The 17,741-nt window shown below is 68.4% G+C and carries 13 protein-coding genes and 1 tRNA gene; 5 read left to right on the top strand and 9 right to left on the bottom strand.

Translation table 11 applies throughout. The features are described 5' to 3' along the window. Positions 1-7: 7 nt before the first annotated feature. Complete coding sequence (locus HNQ52_RS08450; RefSeq protein ID WP_183960659.1) at positions 8-1,903, top strand: MFS transporter; 1,896 nt, start codon at positions 8-10, stop codon at positions 1,901-1,903. A 15-nt stretch (positions 1,904-1,918) separates the two neighbouring features. Here the strand turns inward: HNQ52_RS08450 and HNQ52_RS08445 are convergent, their stop codons facing one another. From HNQ52_RS08445 to HNQ52_RS08425, 5 genes are all read right to left on the bottom strand, one after another. Then, complete coding sequence (locus HNQ52_RS08445) at positions 1,919-2,827, bottom strand: cobalamin biosynthesis protein (protein WP_183960658.1); 909 nt, start codon at positions 2,825-2,827, stop codon at positions 1,919-1,921. 34 nt (positions 2,828-2,861) lie between these two features. Next, positions 2,862-3,824: an NAD(+) diphosphatase gene (gene nudC / locus HNQ52_RS08440; protein WP_183960657.1), complete on the bottom strand. Its 963-nt coding sequence runs from the start codon at positions 3,822-3,824 to the stop codon at positions 2,862-2,864. Positions 3,825-3,838: 14 nt separating this feature from the next. After that, complete coding sequence (erpA, locus tag HNQ52_RS08435) at positions 3,839-4,204, bottom strand: iron-sulfur cluster insertion protein ErpA (protein ID WP_183960656.1); 366 nt, start codon at positions 4,202-4,204, stop codon at positions 3,839-3,841. Positions 4,205-4,292: 88 nt separating this feature from the next. Beyond that, complete coding sequence (locus HNQ52_RS08430) at positions 4,293-4,727, bottom strand: bactofilin family protein (RefSeq protein WP_183960742.1); 435 nt, start codon at positions 4,725-4,727, stop codon at positions 4,293-4,295. Positions 4,728-4,729: 2 nt separating this feature from the next. Continuing rightward, positions 4,730-5,458, bottom strand: a complete 729-nt coding sequence (locus HNQ52_RS08425) for a DUF6776 family protein (RefSeq protein ID WP_183960655.1) — start codon at positions 5,456-5,458, stop codon at positions 4,730-4,732. A gap of 137 nt (positions 5,459-5,595) precedes the next feature. Here HNQ52_RS08425 and HNQ52_RS08420 point away from each other — a divergent pair, with 137 nt between their 5' ends. The 3 genes from HNQ52_RS08420 (at position 5,596) to HNQ52_RS08410 (ending at position 11,424) form a co-directional block, all read left to right on the top strand. Next, the gene (locus HNQ52_RS08420; protein ID WP_183960654.1) at positions 5,596-6,183 is read left to right on the top strand and encodes a DUF4126 domain-containing protein; all 588 of its coding nucleotides are present in this window, start codon (positions 5,596-5,598) and stop codon (positions 6,181-6,183) included. Positions 6,184-6,262: 79 nt separating this feature from the next. After that, entirely contained in the window at positions 6,263-8,998 is a 2,736-nt protein-coding gene (locus HNQ52_RS08415) for an EAL domain-containing protein (RefSeq protein WP_183960653.1), read from the top strand. Beyond that, positions 8,995-11,424: an ATP-binding protein gene (locus tag HNQ52_RS08410; protein WP_183960652.1), complete on the top strand. Its 2,430-nt coding sequence runs from the start codon at positions 8,995-8,997 to the stop codon at positions 11,422-11,424. The genes HNQ52_RS08415 and HNQ52_RS08410 overlap by 4 nt, the downstream gene beginning before the upstream one ends. A 39-nt stretch (positions 11,425-11,463) precedes the next feature. Here HNQ52_RS08410 and bfr read toward each other — a convergent pair whose 3' ends face one another. From bfr to HNQ52_RS08395, 3 genes are all read right to left on the bottom strand, one after another. Continuing rightward, the gene (gene bfr / locus HNQ52_RS08405; protein WP_183960651.1) at positions 11,464-11,934 is read right to left on the bottom strand and encodes a bacterioferritin; all 471 of its coding nucleotides are present in this window, start codon (positions 11,932-11,934) and stop codon (positions 11,464-11,466) included. A gap of 374 nt (positions 11,935-12,308) precedes the next feature. Further along, on the bottom strand, positions 12,309-12,512 hold the full coding sequence (locus tag HNQ52_RS08400) for a (2Fe-2S)-binding protein (RefSeq protein ID WP_183960650.1): 204 nt from the start codon (positions 12,510-12,512) through the stop codon (positions 12,309-12,311). Positions 12,513-12,624: 112 nt separating this feature from the next. Beyond that, positions 12,625-13,194, bottom strand: a complete 570-nt coding sequence (locus HNQ52_RS08395) for an RNA pyrophosphohydrolase (protein ID WP_183960649.1) — start codon at positions 13,192-13,194, stop codon at positions 12,625-12,627. 459 nt (positions 13,195-13,653) lie between these two features. Here HNQ52_RS08395 and HNQ52_RS08390 point away from each other — a divergent pair. Then, a tRNA-Met gene (locus HNQ52_RS08390) sits at positions 13,654-13,730 on the top strand. A gap of 222 nt (positions 13,731-13,952) precedes the next feature. On the opposite strand, the gene HNQ52_RS17565 is transcribed toward HNQ52_RS08390, so the two are convergent. Further along, positions 13,953-17,690: a pilus assembly protein gene (locus tag HNQ52_RS17565; RefSeq protein WP_221281979.1), complete on the bottom strand. Its 3,738-nt coding sequence runs from the start codon at positions 17,688-17,690 to the stop codon at positions 13,953-13,955. Positions 17,691-17,741 lie beyond the last annotated feature (51 nt).

Below are 17,741 nucleotides of genomic sequence, written 5' to 3'. Positions count from 1 at the left end.
TGCGCGCATGGCCCGATCCCAGTTTTCGCTGCTGCGTCAACGCCGTTTCCTGCCGCTGTTCGCGGTGCAGGCCATCGACGCGTTTGCCGGCAATCTGTTTCGCGCCGCGCTGGTGATGTTCGTGGTGTCGCACGCGGGTCTGCGCAGCGGCGAGATCGACATCTATTCCAACCTCGCGGCGATGCTGTTCGTGCTGCCGCTGCTGGTGTTTTCCGCGTTCGCCGGGCAGTGGGTGGAAGCGCGCGAGAATGCGCGGCTCGTGCGGCGGCTGCATCTGGCCGGCATCGGCATCGCGCTCTGCGCCGCGGCGGGGTTGTTGTCCGGGTCGCTGGCGTTGCTGCTGGGCGCGCTGTGCGGTTACGGCGTGCTGACCGCGCTGTTCGGCCCGCTGAAGTATTCGCTGCTGCCGCGCGTGCTGCGACCGCAGGAGCTGATCGGCGGCAACGCGCTGGTGGTGACGAGCACCTTCGTCGGCATCCTGCTTGGCGCCGGTCTCGGCGACTGGTTGCTGGCTCGGCGCGAGGACGGGCCGCTGTTCGCCGCCGCGGCGCTGGTGATTCTGGCGCTGGCGGCATGGTTGTGCGCGCGCGCCGTGCCCGAGGCACCGGCCGCGGCGCCCGCGCTGCGCATCGATCGCAATCCGCTGCGCGCGGTGGCCGACCTCGTCGCGCAGCTGCGCGGCGACCGCGCCGTGCTGCAGGCCGTGCTCGGGGTGAGCTGGGCATGGTTCGTCGGCACCGTGCTGCTGGCGCAGTTGCCGGGCTACACCCGCCTGTATCTGGGCGGCGACGCCGGCGCCGCGGTGCTGGCGATGGCGTGTCCGGCGCTGGGCATCGTCACCGGCGCGCTGCTGTGCGAGCGGCTGTCGCGGCGCACGGTGGAAATCGGCCTGGTGCCGCTCGGTGCGCTCGGCATCACGCTGACGCTGGTCGATCTTTATCTCGCACGGCCGCAGATCGCGGCGGTCACCGGGCTGCCGTGGCGTGCGCTGCTGCAGGCGCCGGGCACCCTGCGCCTGTGTGCCGACCTGCTCGTGCTCGGCGTGTCGGCCGGCTTCTTCACCGTGCCGCTGTACGCGCTGATCCAGCAGCGCACCCGGCGCGACCGTCTGGCGCGCGTGATCGCGGCCAACAACCTGCTCAACGGCGTGTTCATGATCGCCGCCGCGGCATTCGCCGTGGCCCTGCTGCAGGCCGGCTTCAACGTTCCGCAGCTGTGGCTGGCGCTGGCGCTCGTGAACGTGGCGGTGGCCGTGGCCATCTTCGCGATGGTGCCCGAATTCGTTGCGCGCTTCGCCAGCTGGCTGGTGGTGAAGATGCTCTACCGCATCGAGCTGCGCGGCCTCGAACACATCCCGGCGGAGGGGCCCGCGCTGCTGGTCTGCAACCACGTCAGCTACATGGACGCGCTGCTGATCATGGGCGCGGTGCCGCGGCCGACGCGGTTCGTCATGTATTACCGGATCTTCGACATCCCCGGCATGAACCTGGTGTTCCGCGCCGCGCGCGCGATTCCGATCGCGGGCGCAAAGGAGGATGCGGCCGTGATGGAGCGCGCGTTCGAGCAGATCGACGCGGCGCTGGCGGCGGGCGAGATCGTCGGCATCTTTCCCGAAGGCGCGCTCACGAAAGATGGCGAGATCGCCCCGTTCCGCGGCGGCGTCGAGCGCATCCTCGCCGCGCGCCCGGTGCCGGTGGTGCCGATGGCGCTATGCGGCATGTGGCAGAGCATGTGGAGCCGGCGCAACGCGCTGGCCGATGGCGGACCGCTGCGCCGGATGCGGCTGCCGCGGCGGATCCGGGCGCGCATCGGCATCGTGGCCGATGCACCGATCGCGCCGGAGCAGGCCACCGCGCCCGCGCTCGAAGCGAAGGTCCGCGCGCTGCGCAACGACCGGGCCTGAGGCCCGAGGTTGTCGTCAGTCGACGAATCCGGCCAGCACGAACAGCGCCAGCACCGCCAGCCACACCAGCAGCACGCGCCACACCAGGCTCATCGCGTCGGTGACGGCGCCGAGCGCGGGCCAGTCCGGCGTCGGCGGTTCGATGCCTTCGAGATCGTCGTCTTCGCGTGCGTCGGCCAGATCGCAGTTGACCCCGGCGCAGGCGGCGGCGCCGAGAAAGCCGTGGTCGAAGTCGAAGCCGTGCGCGCGGCGCGCGGCGTGCCAGTCGCGCCAGGCGCCGAACACGGCGTCGAAATTGCCGGCCAGCGCCAGCGCCAGCACCACCAGCTGCGCCACCGGCCAGTCCAGGATCAGCGCGAGCCGCCGGTAGGCGTCGGCATGCTCCGCCGGCAGGTGCGCGGTCGCGGCCGGCTGGCTGCCGCGGCGCGCGAAACGGTACAGCACCGCGCCGAACGGGCCGAGCACCAGAAACCACAGCAGCACGCCGAACCAGCGCGCCAGCGCCCCCTCGAACACGGCTTCGACCAGCGCGGGCTGGTCCTGCGGCAACGGTGCGCCTTCGCCGGCAAGGCGCTGGATCGCGATGCGGCGCTGCTCGGCGTCCTCGGCATCGACGATGGCCGACACGTCCACGTCCAGGTCGCGCGGTCCCCAGCAATAGAACAGCACGGCCAGCGAAAACACGAAGCCGGGCAGGCCGAAGAAATGCAGGGCCAGGGCCCACTGCAGGGCGCCGACCAGCACCAGCAGCGGCCCGAGCGTCAGCGCGATGCCGTAGCGGCTGGCGAACCAGCGGCTGTCGCTGCGCACCGCCAGCCAGCCGAGCCAGCGTTCGAACCAGCCGTACTGGCGCAGTTGCACCAGCGGCGGCGCGGCGTGGTCGAGCACCAGGGCGAGCACGACGGCGATCAGCGCTGCGGACATCGGGGATTCCGGCGAATCGGAAGACGGGTGGATTCTACGCCCGCCCGGGTGCGCCCGCCGCGCGACCGCGACGTGCGGCCAGCGCCCGCGGTGCGTCCGGGCCGAGCGTGTCTTCGAGCCAGTCCTCGATCAGGCGGCGCGAGATCGAGATGGCCGGCGGCAGACCGATGTCGCCGCGCAGCGCGGCGTCGAACAGGTCCTGCGCCTCGAACCAGCGTGCGTCCTCGAGTTCGTCGCCGAGCGCGATGGCCGCGTCGGCGCACGACGCGCGAAAGCCCACCATCAGCGCGCCGGGAAACGGCCACGGCTGCGAGGACTGGTAGCTGCACGCATCCACGCGCACGCCGGACTCCTCCTGCACCTCGCGCCGCACCGCGTCTTCCAGCGTCTCGCCGGGCTCGACGAAGCCTGCGAGCGTGGACCAGCGCTTTTCCGGCCAGCCGGCCTGACGCCCGAGCAGGCAGCGCGTGCCGTCGGTGACGAGCACGATGATGGCCGCGTCGGTACGCGGGAACTGCTGCAGTCCGCAGTCGGAACCGGTGCAGCGCACGCAGTGCCCGGCGCGGATGCGCTGCGTGGCCGTGCCGCACGCGCCGCAGAAGCGCGCGCGCGTCTGCCACAGCAGCAGGGCCTTGGCGTAGGCGAACAGGCCGCTGTCGAAGCGCGACCACAGCGCCGCGGCCTCGCGCAGGCCGGTCCACGCCGTGTCCGCGGGCGGCACGCCATCCGGCAGATGCTCGGCGGGCAAAGCGAACCACGCCGTGTCGGGCGCGGAAAAGCCGAGCAGGCTGGCGGCGGCGAACTGCGGATCGGAGAGATCGTCTGCGGACAACACGTGCGGGCCGGCGCCGGCGGCCGGACAACGGCCTTCGAAATCGATCGCCAGCACGCGGGCATGCTGCCACGCGCGGCGCACGGCGTCGGGCTGCAGCCGCACCGCATCGCCACGATCGAGCGCCAGCGCCGCGAAATGGTTGCGCCGGCTGCGCTCGTCCATGCGTGGTGCCCCGCTCAGGCGGAGAACGACGACCCGCAGCCGCAGGTGGTCTTGGCGTTCGGATTGCGGATCACGAACTGCGCGCCGGTGAGGCTTTCGGTGTAGTCGACTTCGGCGCCGTGCAGGTACTGCAGACTGAGCGGATCGACCACCAGCGTGACGCCGTCGCGCTGCACGGCCACGTCGTCGTCGGCCTGTTCCTCGTCGAATTCGAACCCGTACTGGAAGCCCGAACACCCGCCGCCGCTGATGTACACGCGCAGCTTGAGCGCGCCGTTGCCTTCCTCGCGGATGAGCTCGCCGACCTTGGCGGCGGCCGCGGGCGTGAACACCAGCGGCGGCGGGGCGGCGGACGGAAGCGGGACAGTCTGCAGGCTCATGCGGATCGGTGTGCTCGAAACGGCGCGGGGATGCGTTGCAAGATGCGGGCGATCGGCGTCGAATCAAGCGTCGCCGCTCGTCCTCGCATCAGGCCGCCGCGTCGGCCAGATCCTTGACGATCTCGGGCTTGGGCAGCTGCTTCTGCGGCGCATCGCCGTGGATCAGCCGCCCCGTCAGCATCGCACCGGCGGCCATCTCCACCACCTGGTAGTGCACGTTGCCCTGCACCCGCGCCTTGGGACCGAGCTCGATGCGCTGGCTTGCGTAGACGTCGCCGTGCAGCTGCCCGTTGATCACGATGTGCGGCGCACGCACCTCGCCTTCGATAACGCCGCTGTCGGCGAGCGTGAGCACCGCATCGGTGCTGCCATCCTCGGCGAACACACCGCCCTGCACGGTGCCCTCGACGTAGATGCCGCCGCTGAAGAACACGTCGCCGCGGATGCGCACGCGCGATCCGAGCAGCGTCTCCACGCTGCCGTTGCCCGCACGCGCGGCCTTGCCCTTGTCGTTTCCGAACATGCTCATGAGACTCCTGCGGTCTGGGTGTCCTGCCAGGGGAACACCCGCTCGGTCTGGCCGGCATCGGAACGCAGGCTGACGCGCACCCGATGCGGCGTGAACCCCGTCGGCAGCATCACGCTGCCTTCGAGCTGTTGAAAGTACTTGAACGAAAACCCCTGTGGCTTGGCCTGCGGCGACTGCAGCAATTCGCCCCACGCAAGTTTGCTGAGCTTGCCGTCCTGCACCCCTTCCACCTGCAGGGTCAGCTCGCCCTTGCTGACCGACGCCTTTTTCAGGTTCTGGGTCAGGGTCAGAGTGTAGCGCCAACTGCCGTCGCTGCCGGGCGTGAGCGCAAGACTGTGCACGGCCAGTCCGCCGCGCTGCGCGCTGCCGCCGACCAGGCGCTCGTAGAAGGCCACGTCGCTTCGCAGGTCGGCCAGCTGGCTGTCGCGCTCGGCGAGGGTTTCCTGCAATTCCTGGTTGGCGCTGCGGCTGGTTTCGTCCGAGCGCGTGAGCGTCGCGTTGCGCTGGCGCAGGCGTTCGATGCGGCGCTCGAGTTCGACCTTCTCCTCGTGCAGTGCGGCCAGATCGGTCTGCGTCTTGCCCAGGCCCGGCGCGCTGTAGCGGTAGGTGAGCGCATGCACCGCCCAGAGCGACAGCAGCCACAGCACGGCGAACGCCGTCACCAGCACGCGCGTGCGCGGGCGTCGCTGGACGATGACGAAGCGGCTGGGCGAGGGGTCGGTCATGGGGTCGGCGGCGGGCCGGACGACGGGCCACGGGACTCCGGACGTTAGTCCTCCGTGCGCTGCACGGTCAAGCGCCGTGGCTATACTTCGTGAACCGGCGCGCGCTTCTGGGTGCGGCCGCAATCGCGGAGCTGCCGATGAACGAGGCGCACCTGTTCGCCCTTGGCATGACGCTGGCGTGGCTGGCCGGCGTGCGCGCGTATCTGACCGTCTTCGGGCTCGGACTTGCCGGCGTGCTGGGCTGGATCGAACTGCCCGGCACGCTTGCGCTGTGTCAATCGCCGTGGGTGCTGGGCACCGCCGGCGTGCTGGCCGCGGTGGAATTCTCGGCCGACAAGATCCCCGGCGTCGACTCGGGCTGGGACCTGCTGCAGACGCTGCTGCGCATTCCGGCCGGCGCCTTTCTCGCGAGCGCGGCGCTGGCGGGACCGGACGGCGACATGAGCTGGGGCTGGGCTGCGACCGGTGCCGGCGCCGCCGCGCTCAGCCACGGCCTCAAGGCCGGCACGCGTGCCCTCATCAATACCTCGCCCGAACCGCTGAGCAACTGGACCGCATCGCTGGGCGAGGATGCCGTCGCGGTGGGCGCGCTCGGCCTTGCATTCGCCCATCCGTGGCTGGCGCTGGCCCTGTTGCTGGGCTGCAGCCTGGCCGCGCTGGCGGCCGTGGTGTGGGTGCTGCGGCGCGTGTTCCGGCGGCGGCCGCAGGGCGTGCCCGCCGCATGATCCAACCCCCGGCGCGGGCGCCTGACAGACGCGCGGCGGCGCAGGTATAGTCGCAGGCCACGAGGGGCGATACCGGGACATGCCAGCGGCCGATACCCAGCAGCGCGCGGAACTCAGGCTTGCCTTCCTGCGTCACCTGCCGCGTCGCATCGACGTCATCGCGCAGCGCGCACGCCGGTTCCTGCGCGACGGCTGGGACATCAACGGACTGTCGGTCCTGCACGAGGACGTCCAGCGCCTGTCCGGCGTGGCCGGCCGCTACGGCGAGGTGGCCGCCAGTGAACGCCTGACGGTGCTCGAGGGCGTGCTGGCCGAATCGCTCGCGCGCCAAGTCTTGCCCGATGCCGAAGCCGACGCGCAGCTGCAGCAACTCATCGACGACCTCGCGCCCGCCCCGCTCGCGCCCCATGAGCAGGGCGTCGAGGCGCCACGGGTGCCGCACAGCACGTCCGATCGCAGCGAAGTGGCACCGCCGCGTTACTGGCGGCGCTGGGCCGGCGATGCGCCGCCGCCTGCCGCCCAGACCCGCGACGCTGTGGACCACGCTGCGGCGGACGTGACCGCGTTCGAGCCGGACGCCGACACCACACCCGATCCCGGACGCCCGCGCGACCCCGCACCCGAACCGGCCGCACGGCCCGAGCCGGCACCCGAGCCGGTCCGCATCCTGCGCAGCGTCCCGACGACGCCCCTGCCACCGCCCTCGCCGGCCGCGCCGCGCGCGCTCACGCCCGTTCCGCCGCCGATGCCTCCCGCCGGCATCGGCACGCGGCGCCGCGTCTATCACCTCAGCGACGGCAACCGCGTGTCCGTCGAACTCGACCAACGCCTGGAAACGCTCGGCTACGAGCTCGAACTGCTCGACAACGGCGACGAACTCAAGGAACTGCTCGGCGCGGTCGCGCCCGATGCCGTCCTCGTGGATGCCGGCTTCATCGAGGAAATCGAAAGCATCGGCGCGGTGCTGCAGCACACGCGCGAACGCAGCGGCGCCCGCATTGCCCTGGTCGCCATCAGCGCCGAGGACTCGATGCAGTCGCGCCTGGCCGCGCGCCGCGCCGGCGCCAACGCGCTGCTGCTGCGGCCGCAGGGCGCGAGCGAGGTGCTCGGCAAACTCGACGAACTGCTCAACGCCGCCCGCGACGAAACCTACCGCGTGCTGATCGTGGAGGACGACCGCTCGCAGGCGCTGTTCGCCGAGTCGATCCTTCGCAACGCCGGCATGGAAGCGCGCGTGGTCACCGACGCGTTCGAAGTGCTCGACGCCATGGCCGGCTTCAAGCCCGACATGGTGCTGATGGATCTCTACATGCCGCAGTGCGACGGCACCGAACTGACCGCGCTGATCCGCGAGCGCGAGGAATTCCTGCACACGCCGATCGTCTTCCTCTCCGGCGAAAGCGACCAGGACAAGCACTTCGAGGCACTGAGCGTCGGCGGTGACGACTTCCTCTCCAAACCGATCCGGCCCAAGCACCTCATCGCATCGGTCAGCAACCGCGTGCAGCGCGCGCGGGCGGTGCGCGCGCGCGCCGCGCTGCGCGACCCGGTGGATCCGGACACGGGCCTCTACCACCGCAGCTACCTGCTCGACCGCGTCAACGAATCGATCGACCAGGGCAACGGCGGCGATCGCAGCGGCGGCGTGCTCTTCATCGAGATCGACAACGTGCCGGACCTGCGCGAACGGCTCGGCCTGTCGAACGTCGAAACGCTGTTGCGCGACCTGTCGCGCTACGTGGTGCGCCACATCGGCGAAGGCATGCTGGCCTCGCGCTACGGCGACGCGTGCTTCGTGGTGTTCGATGGCGCCGGCGAAGGCGCCTCGCTGGAAACCCAGGCGCGCTATCTGCGCGATCGCGTCAATGGCCACAGTTTCATCGTCTCCGGCCAGCCGATCCGACTGCGCGCGGCCGTGGGCGTCACCGCGTTCGAGCATGCCTTCGCCGACGCCGGCGCCGCGCTCAACGCAGCCGAGCGCGCGTGCCGGCAGGCGCGCCTGACGGACGTGGGCGTGCGCCGCTTCGAACCGCCGCGCCGCGCCGAGCAGGAACAGAACGACGCCCTCACCGCCACACTGCGCCGCGCCATCGACGGCGACGCGCTGGAGCTGCTGTACCAGCCCATCGTCGCACTGCAGGGCGGCGAGGACGCGCAATACCAGACCCTCGTGCGCATGCGCGACGAGGCCGGCCGCATCCACGCCGCGGCCCAGATCGTGCCGCTGGCACGCGCCGCCGGACTGCTGCCCGCACTCGATCGCTGGGTCCTCGGTCATGCGCTGCAGGTGATCGACGAGCGGCGCAGCGAACTGCGCCCGGTGAAGCTGTTCGTCAGCCAGTCGGCGGCGTCGCTGGCCGAGGCCGGGCACGGCGACTGGCTCGCCAACCAGATCGGCGCGCGCAAGCTGGCCGGCGACTCGCTCATCATCGAACTGGTCGCGCGCGATGTGGCCGACAGACTGCAGGAAACCCTGGCGTTCTGTACCGCGCTGGTGGCGCACGGCGTGCGGTTCTGCCTGAGCCAGTACCGCGCCGTGCCCGATATCGACGGCGTGCTCGAACTGCTGCCGGTCGATTTCCTCAAGCTCGACGGACGCTACTTCGAACCGAACGCACCGGCCGGAACCCGCGACGAGATCCGCCTGATCGTGGAGCGTTCGCACCGGCGCGGCCTGTCGGTGATCGCGCCGCGCGTGGAAGACGCGCAATCGGCGGCGCAGCTATGGATGTCGGGCGTGGACTACATCCAGGGCAATCTCGTGCAGCTGGCCGGACGCGAGCTCGAGTTCGATTTCCAGTCGGCGGTGCTGTGATCCCGGGCTCCACGCGCGCCGCGATCCTGCGCCTGACGGCAGCTGCGGCGATGGCCGTGGCGATGGCGGCCTGCGCCATCTGGCTGCTCGGCAACACGCCCGGCCCGTGGCCGGCGGTGGGCGTGGGCGCGTCCTTCGTCGCCCTGCTCGCGCTGCTGGCCCAGGGCAGCCTGCTCGCCGGATTCGGCACCGCCGCCGCACCGCCGCCGGCGGCGGCGCCCGCGCCGGACAATCTCCAGACCCTGCTCGCGGAGCTGGAGAAGCACAAGCGCCTGGAGCGCGAGCTGATGGGCGCAAAACATGCCGCCGAAGCGGCAACCATGGCCAAGGGCGAGTTCCTCGCCACGATGAGCCACGAGATCCGCACCCCGCTCAACGGCATCATCCCGCTGCTCGACCTGCTGCTGGGCACCGACCTGGGCGTGGACCAGCGCGACTACCTGCAGACCGCGCACGGCTCCGCGCGCCAGCTGCTGCGCATCGTCGACGACATCCTCGACTACTCGAAGCTCGAGGCCAACAAGCTCGAACTGGAAACCGTCGGCATCAACCTCAAGGACATGGCCGAGGGCGTGCTGCGCCTGATGGACAAGTCGGCCGACGCGCGCAACCTGAAACTGGCGCTGGTCATCGACCCGTCCGTGCGCCTGGCGGTGCGCGGCGATCCGGTGCGGCTGCGCCAGATCCTCACCAACCTCGTCAGCAACGCGATCAAGTTCACCGACCGCGGCGGCGTCACCGTGCAGCTCACCCGGCGCGGCGAATCGCGGACGCAGTACGACATCCGCTTCGAGGTCCGCGACACCGGCGTCGGCGTGGCGCCCGACCAGGCCGCGAAGCTGTTCCAGCCGTTCTCGCAGGCGGACGCGTCCACCACCCGCACCTTCGGCGGCACGGGTTTGGGCCTTGCCATCTGCAAACGCATCGTCGATCTGATGGGCGGGCAGATCGGCGTCGAATCCGAGCTCGGCCGCGGTTCCACGTTCTGGTTCCAGATCCCGCTGACGAAGGCACCGGGCGACATCCAGGCGCGCCAGCGCGAGCTGTCCTCGTCGCGCGTGCTGCTGGTCACCGCCAACGCCGCGCAGCACCGCCGCTTCGCGATCGCGCTGCCGAGCTGGGGCACGATGTTCGTGCACGCAAGCAACACCCAGGAAGGCCTGGCCAAGTTGCGCGCCGCCGCCGGCCGCGGCGCGCGCGCCTTCGACCTGCTGCTGGTCGATGCGGGCTCCATCCCCACGACCGTGCTCGCGCTGCACCGCACGGTAATGCGCGAGGCCGTGTTCGACGAACTGCTGACGATCTACCTGCGCGGCGACGATCCGCTGCCGGACGAGATCGTCGAGAACGAACGCGTGAAGATCCTCTCGCGCGACCTCAACGACGTGGAGATGCGTGTCCAGGTCACGCGCAAGTTCGAGGAGATGTCGCATCCCACGGTGCCCGCACCGAGTGTCGCGCGCGCCACGCCGCCCCCCGTCCAGCGCAGCGGAGACCTCGCGCCGCAGCGCCCGCTCACGCCCATCGCCGGGCTCGGCACCAGCGCGCCCGTCGCCGCGGCGCCGTCGTCCGGCGAACCGCTGCGCGGGCATGTGCTGCTGGTGGAGGACAACCCGGTCAATCGCCAGGTCGCGCATCGACTGCTCAGCCTCGCCGGTCTCACGCTCGACACCGCCGAAAACGGCAAGGAAGCCGTCGATCGCATGGCCACCACCCGCTACGACGCGGTGCTGATGGACTGCCAGATGCCGGTCATGGACGGCTACACCGCCACCCGCCAGCAACGCTCGCGCGAGGCGGAGACCGCCAGCGCGCACGTGCCCATCATCGCGATGACCGCCAACGCCATGGTCGGCGATCGCGAAAAATGCCTCGCCGCCGGCATGGACGACTATCTCAGCAAACCGCTCAACCGCGGCCTGCTCGAACAGACGCTGCGGCGCTGGATCGGCGCCACCGTCACGCGCCCGGAACCGGCCACGCCGCTGCCGCCGCCGGTGACGCGTCCGCCCACCCCCGTGCCACCCGCCCGCACGCATGCAACGCTGGTCCCCGCGCCCGCACGCACGACGCCCGCGCCCGCACCGGCCGCCAAGGTGCTCAACGAACGCATCGTCGACGACCTGCGCGAAATCATGGGCGGCGAATTCCTGACCCTGATCCGCGTGTTCCTCGAAGATGCGCCGGGTGCGATCCGCCGCCTGCAGGCCGCGGCCGACAACAACGACCTCGCCGCGCTCGTCGCGCCGGCGCACACCCTCAAGTCGACCAGCGCCAACCTCGGCGCGCTGGACCTGTCGGAACAGGCCCGCGTGATCGAAACCGGCGCGCGCAAGCGCGACCTGACCGATCCGGCGGCCCGCGTCGCCGAACTGACCCGTGAATTCCAGCGTGTCGAAACCGCGCTGCGGGGCTTCCTCGGCTGACGCCCCGGCCCGCCGCAAGACGGCGGCATGGGCGATGCGCTATTCGCGGATCTTCGACTGCAGGTACGGCGACAGGCCCAGCTGCTCGATCAATCCGAGCTGGGTCTCGATCCAGTCGATGTGCTCTTCTTCCGATTCGAGAATGTCCTCGAACAACTCGCGCGAGGTGTAATCCCCCACCGACTCGCAGTACGCGATCGCGGCACGCAGATCGGGCAGCGCGGCATACTCGAGCTTCAGATCGCACTCCAGGCACTCTTTCGGCGCCTCGCCGATCAGCAGCTTGTCGAGCTTCTGCAGGTTCGGCAGCCCCTCCAGGAACAGGATCCGCTCGATCAGCTTGTCCGCGTGCTTCATCTCGTCGATCGACTCGTGGTACTCGTGATCGGCGAGCGCCTTCAGCCCCCAGTTCTTGAACATGCGCGCATGCAGGAAATACTGGTTGATCGCGGTGAGCTCGTTGCAGAGCGACCTGTTCAGATGCTCGATGACCTTTGCATCGCCTTTCATGGGTGGCTCCTGCCGATTCGTTCGTCGGCGAATCTACCGCCTTGTGCCGCGCGATGACGAAACGAAAATCGCACGCATTCCGAACGGCGGGGACGGGCACTGCGAACCGACAGCGATGAAAGGCGACGTGTGGGCGCTGACCAGCACCGCCGGGTCTACTCCGGCGACACGACAGCCACGCTACGCCGGCGACGCATGTCCGCCGCGCCTGCCCGGAAATCGCGCGTGCGCTGCCATGGACGGAGTGACGCGTCTCGTCCAGGACTTCGACGGGAAAGTGTGCATCGGGCACGTGCGACGTCCCACAAAAAAGCCGCACGTCGATCGTGCGGCTTCGGAAGCGGCCGGGAATCGCGCCGTGCGCGCGGTCGGGCTCAGGCCGCGAGCGGGATCAGTGCCAGCGGAAACCTGCGCTCGGGCCGGGCTTCGTCGAGGATCTGCATGGCGACGTCCGCGCAGCTGCCGCACGACGACGCACAACCGGTCATCGCGATCAGGTCGGACAGGTCACGCGCACCGGACAACGCGGCATCGCGCACCGCGCGCTCGGTGATTCCGTTGCAAAGACACACGTACATGGCGGCACCGGCTGGAACGTGCGCCCATTCCAACGCGAATACGAATGATTGTCAACACGCCCCGCGATCCATTCACATCCGGCTGCCGGTGCGGCGGTCAGGAGCCCGCCAGCTAGCCTATTCCGCGACGATAGCCGCCGGCCACTGCGCGCATCGGTTCGGCGGCGCCCAGCGGCGGCGCCGTATCGAGGATGGCGGCGGTTGCCGCCAAGGTCTGGGCCTTGGGCGCCAGATGGTGCAGTGCCTTTTCATACACTTGGCGCTTGAACACCACCACGTGTTCGAGCGGATACCAGAAATCGACCCAGCGCCACAGATCGAATTCCGGCCGCTCGGTAGCATCCAGCCGCACCGCTTGCTCGTCGGCCACCAGCCGCAGCAGGAACCACACCTGCTTCTGCCCGATGCACACCGGACGCTGTCCGTTGCGCACGAAGCGGCGCGGCAGGCGGTAGCGCAGCCAGCCGGGTGTCGCGCCGAGCACCTCCACATGCTCGGGAAACAGCCCGGTCTCCTCGTGCAGCTCGCGGTACATGGCCTCCAGCGGCGTCTCGTCGCTGTTCATGCCGCCCTGCGGAAACTGCCAGCCGTCGCGTGACGTGCGCCGCGCCCAGAACACGCGACCGTCGTCGTGCATCAGGATGATGCCCACGTTCGGGCGATACCCGTCCGGATCGATCACGGACCGACTCCGATAAATGATGCCCCGACTGTGCCACAGCGGCGCACGCAGCGACAAGGCAGGCCAGCGGGCGACATGCGTGTCCGTGTCCGCACCCCGTCCGCCGGCAGGCCGCGGCGAATCGAACGACGCTGCGCAGGGGACGCAGGCAGCCGATCCCCCCGTGGAGCGCCGGTCGCGGTCGTCTTCGGGAGAAAACAGAGGTGACGGCGGCCGCGACGGCGGTCGCGGGCCCGCATCGAAAGCGTCACCGGGGTGCGCCGTTCCTTCAACGTGCCCCTCGCGCGTGGAGGCCGGGGATCGGCTCTGGTGCGGACCGTGGGTACCCAGTCCGAAGAAGCACGCAAGAGCGCCGGCGAGTTGACGCCACCGGCCTGCGCATGGATAATTTTCGGTTCGCCTCGGACGCTCGGCTCGCCGCTCCGAGGCAAGGCAGTCCCGCAGCGGGACGCGTCGCTTGGCTATGTAGCTCAGCCGGTTAGAGCACAGCACTCATAATGCTGGGGTCGGTGGTTCGAGTCCACCCATAGCCACCAACCCATCCCGCAATGCCCGCTTCCCGATTGCTTCGGCAGACGTCGGCCTGCTGTTGCCTTTGCCGTTGTTGTCGTCGATGTGCTGTCTGCAGGAGTCCGCCGCGTCGGTTTGATCGGTGCAACTGTCCGGGACGCAACCCGGCCTCGGATGCTGCAACCGCCGTCGGCGTTCCATGCAGATCGCGGCGCTCCGTCAGTGCGGAGCGCCGCGACCGGGCAGCATCACTGAAGCTGCTGCCAGGATTGTCTGCCGCACGTGAGTCGGTCGAACACGAGCAGTCCATCACCAAGCAGCACGCCCAGGTTCGTCCGACAGCCCGGGCTCGGTGCCGACAGCACCTGCCCTTGTTCATCAGGCTCCGGCAACGGACAACCCGGGGAACCGGGAACACAGGCAGGCGGCGGCGGCGACGTGATCACCCCGGGTTGCTGAATCGGCCCGCGACCCGCCGATGCCGACGGAATATCGATCGCCCCGTACGTGCCGTCCCCGCCGGGCAGGGCCAGTTCGCCGACACCGCTCGTCGCCGACAGTGAATAGAAGCGGTTCGTCCCGCCGCCGGAGCAGGGGTCATCCGACAACGGCTGATAGGTTGCAAACATCACTCGTCCCAATGCCACGACGGGATGGCCGATGAATTTTTCGCCGGTCAGCGGCTGCCCGTCGATGAGGAAGTCCAGTGCCCAGCCCCGCTGTGTGCTCCAGTCGACCGGAGCATCGGAGATACGCCGCGTCTCGACACCTTGCACGTTCTCCTGCGAGAGAATCGCCCTCGATTGAAGATCGTTGCGGTCGATGAACCCGGGTTGCTCGGGATCGTCCCAGATTCCGTAGAAGCTCTCTTCGGTGACTGTGGGAGCGATGTCGGTATTGGTCTTCAAATAGCGCCCGCTTCCGAAAAACACCATCTGGCCCCTGATGTGATGCGGGAAGGCGTCAATGCCGCCCGTCACGATCTGCGGTCGGCCCAGCTTGTTCACCGCCCTGAACAGCGGCGCACCACCATTGCCAAGCGCGATCGGGTCGACATCGTCAATATCCAGCCGCCACAGATAGCCGTCATAGTCGGCGGCGTAGACGGTGTCCGCGCGGAGATCGTAGTCGGCGTCGACGGGTACGAGATTGACGAAGCCGTCGTCCAGGATTCCGTCGTCTCCGTAAGGCATCTGAGCGAGCACCTTGGCGATCAGCTCGCCGGAGAAGAGATCTACAAAGTAGATGTAGGCATGCGTCTCAACCGTTCCCGGATCCGGTACGCCGTCGATTCCGCTACCGAACACCGCCGCCCACTTGCCGTTCTCAAGCAACACCACATGCGGTTTCCCCAGCGTCTCGTTGAGGCCCGGATCGGTGAACTCCCACAGGAAGTTCTGCGGCCCGAACGACGCGGCCGGGTCGGTCACGTCCAGTGCCATGATCGACTTTCCACCTGCGCCCATGGGCACGAGCAGCACCGTCTTCCACGCGTTGCCGTCGTACGCGTCGCCCTGCACGGGCGAGCCGTCGACGAAGTAGCGATGTTTGTAGGTGGGATCCGGCAGCACGCCCAGATTGGACATCACTGCCTCCGGGATGATGGCGAACAGCTCCTTGCCGCCGTTGGCGCCGCCGGTTGCATCGAATGCATGCAACATCCCGTCGTTTGCTCCGACAAACGCCACCGGAGTCCGGTTCTTTTTTGTCGTCTGCATGAATTCGCCGTAGCTTCCAGGACCGAATCCGCCGCCCTCGCTGTCCGGCAGACCCGTGTAGCCGAAGCCCGCCGACGTCAGCACCTCGGGCTGCGAACCGAAAATGTCGCCGATCCGTGAGCTGCGATTTCGCAACGTGCCGCCGGGATTTTTCTGTTCGAAGGTGTGATCTCCGCGCAGATAGTCGACAATCTCCTCGACTGTGCGTCCGTACGGCGGATCGGCAGGCAATCCCATCCGCGTGATGGCGGCCGCGTCGCCGCCGAGGGCGTCCACGCTGAACGGGTGGAGTGTTTTCGTCTTCGGATCCGAGAAGTAGATTTTTCGGTCGTCGACATCGACGTCCTCGAGCTGCTCGGCCGCGCTCCAGACCTGCGCATCGAACTGGCCATCGTCCTTCGTCGAGTGCGCGGTCAGGTCGCCGGTCCAGTCTTCGGCGTTGTAGCGCGGAACGTAGCCGAGAAAATCGAGATCGCGACGCGTGCTGCTTCCCGACAGCCCCCCGGAGAACGACGTGCCAACGCTCGACAACTTGAGTGCATTCTTCAAGGCATCCGTTACATCCGAGGGACGCGCGGCGCTGACGAACGACCCCCTGCCGTTGAGCGTGGCATGCCAGAGTTCATCGACGACCACGGGGCCATTGGACGCCTTGGGTGCACCCAAGGCATTCCAATCCGGATGGTGCACAAAAGGCTCTTCCGTCTTCTGCGCATCGACACCGTAGACATGACCGGTGGGACCGAACGCGACAGCATGGAACCGCATGTGCAGATCCCGTTCGCAGTCGGCCCAGGGCTCGGGGCTATCTTCGCAGCTGGCCACGACGGGGACCTTGCCTGTCGGCAGATCGGCACGCAGTGGCACACGGGCGCCTTCGAAGTACGCGGTGACGATGTCCGCCATGGTGTCGGCATAGCCATCGGAAAGGGGTGCGTCAAGCGATCCGTCCGCGTTTCCGAAAAGCACGGGGCCATCGCCCTTGCTGGTGTATCCGTCGGTGAACAACATTCCGGTGTTCAACTGGCAGGCCGCCTGGATCGGCGCCTGCGAGTCGGTGCGCAGGAACTGCTCGCCCAGATGGTTGACCCCGCTGCGATTGGGAGTGTTTATCGAACCTCCGTACAGGATCGCCGACGTCGTCAAGGCGGTGATCTGGTCGAAGAACGCGATGCGATCCAGGTCGACCGACAGATCGTACATTTTCACGTCCTGCAGGTGGTTGATGGCGAATTGCCCCACCCGCACGTCACGCACGTCGAAGAACGCCTCCGTCATCGATGCCACGAGCGCAAGGATCTTGTTGCCGTGGTACTGGAACCAGTTCGCAAAATTCTGAACAGCCGCGTTGTACGCTGGCTTGCTGGAGAAGTTCTCCGGACGAATCTCGTACTTGTACAGTCCCACGCCACCGGGGCCCAGTGCATCAGGAATGTGGACCGGGTCGGCCACATATCCGAACTCGGGCGGAAGCGATGCCGGGTCCTTCAGGAAAAACACCGCGGGAAACCGTTGCAGGTTGGCTGTGCACGCACTCTGTATAACGGTGTCCTGATCGAGTGTCGCCCACGCGCCATTTGTTCCAGGAAGCGAAGCACTCTCACCGCAATCCGCAATCGCGTTGCTGTCGGTCCGGTAAACGGTGCCGGCGGGCACTTTCATGCCCGCAAGCAGGTAGAATCCCCGGTCACCGTCTTCTCGGCGCCCATCCTGATCGACGAAATCGAACACCGACGCGTAGCCGATCTTGTACGGTGTCCCGAGTCGGGGGTCGGCGCGCGCCGCGGATGGATCGGCGTCCGGCCAACGCGTGCCGTCATGTTTGCGCCAGGGTTGATAGGTCACCGCCGGGTTGAAGTAAAGTTTGTTGAAATCCGGCGAACGCGCAAAACCAAAGTCGTCGAAGGGTGGAATCGACGGACTTAGGAAAATGTAGTTCGACCCACCATCATTGGCGCTCCCGTCGCCATGGATCGATCCATAGGCACCGAAGGGCGGCGCCGGATCCGGCAAATTCATCGACTCGAGATAATACAGCTGCTCGGGCGCCAGGAAAAAACTCGCGTTGTCCTCGTTCCATGCGATGTAGGGAGAATTGGCACCGGGAAAAATGCGCTGCTCGCCCATCGAGCCCGAGTCGTCGACGGCGAGAATGAAGTTCGGCTTGACATCGAGGCCAAGAAACAACGGCGTCTGCGCGATGTTCAATGCCAGAGCGCGATCGAATGCGCCTGTCACCGACAGGGCGGCGAGGACGGCGATCTTCACGATCAAAGAGAGACGGGGAGTAGACATGGGAATCTCCGGGATTCGCAATGT

This window comes from Chiayiivirga flava (assembly GCF_014202825.1).
GTDB lineage: Bacteria > Pseudomonadota > Gammaproteobacteria > Xanthomonadales > Xanthomonadaceae > Chiayiivirga > Chiayiivirga flava.
This window is presented reverse-complemented; position numbering and strand designations above follow the sequence as displayed.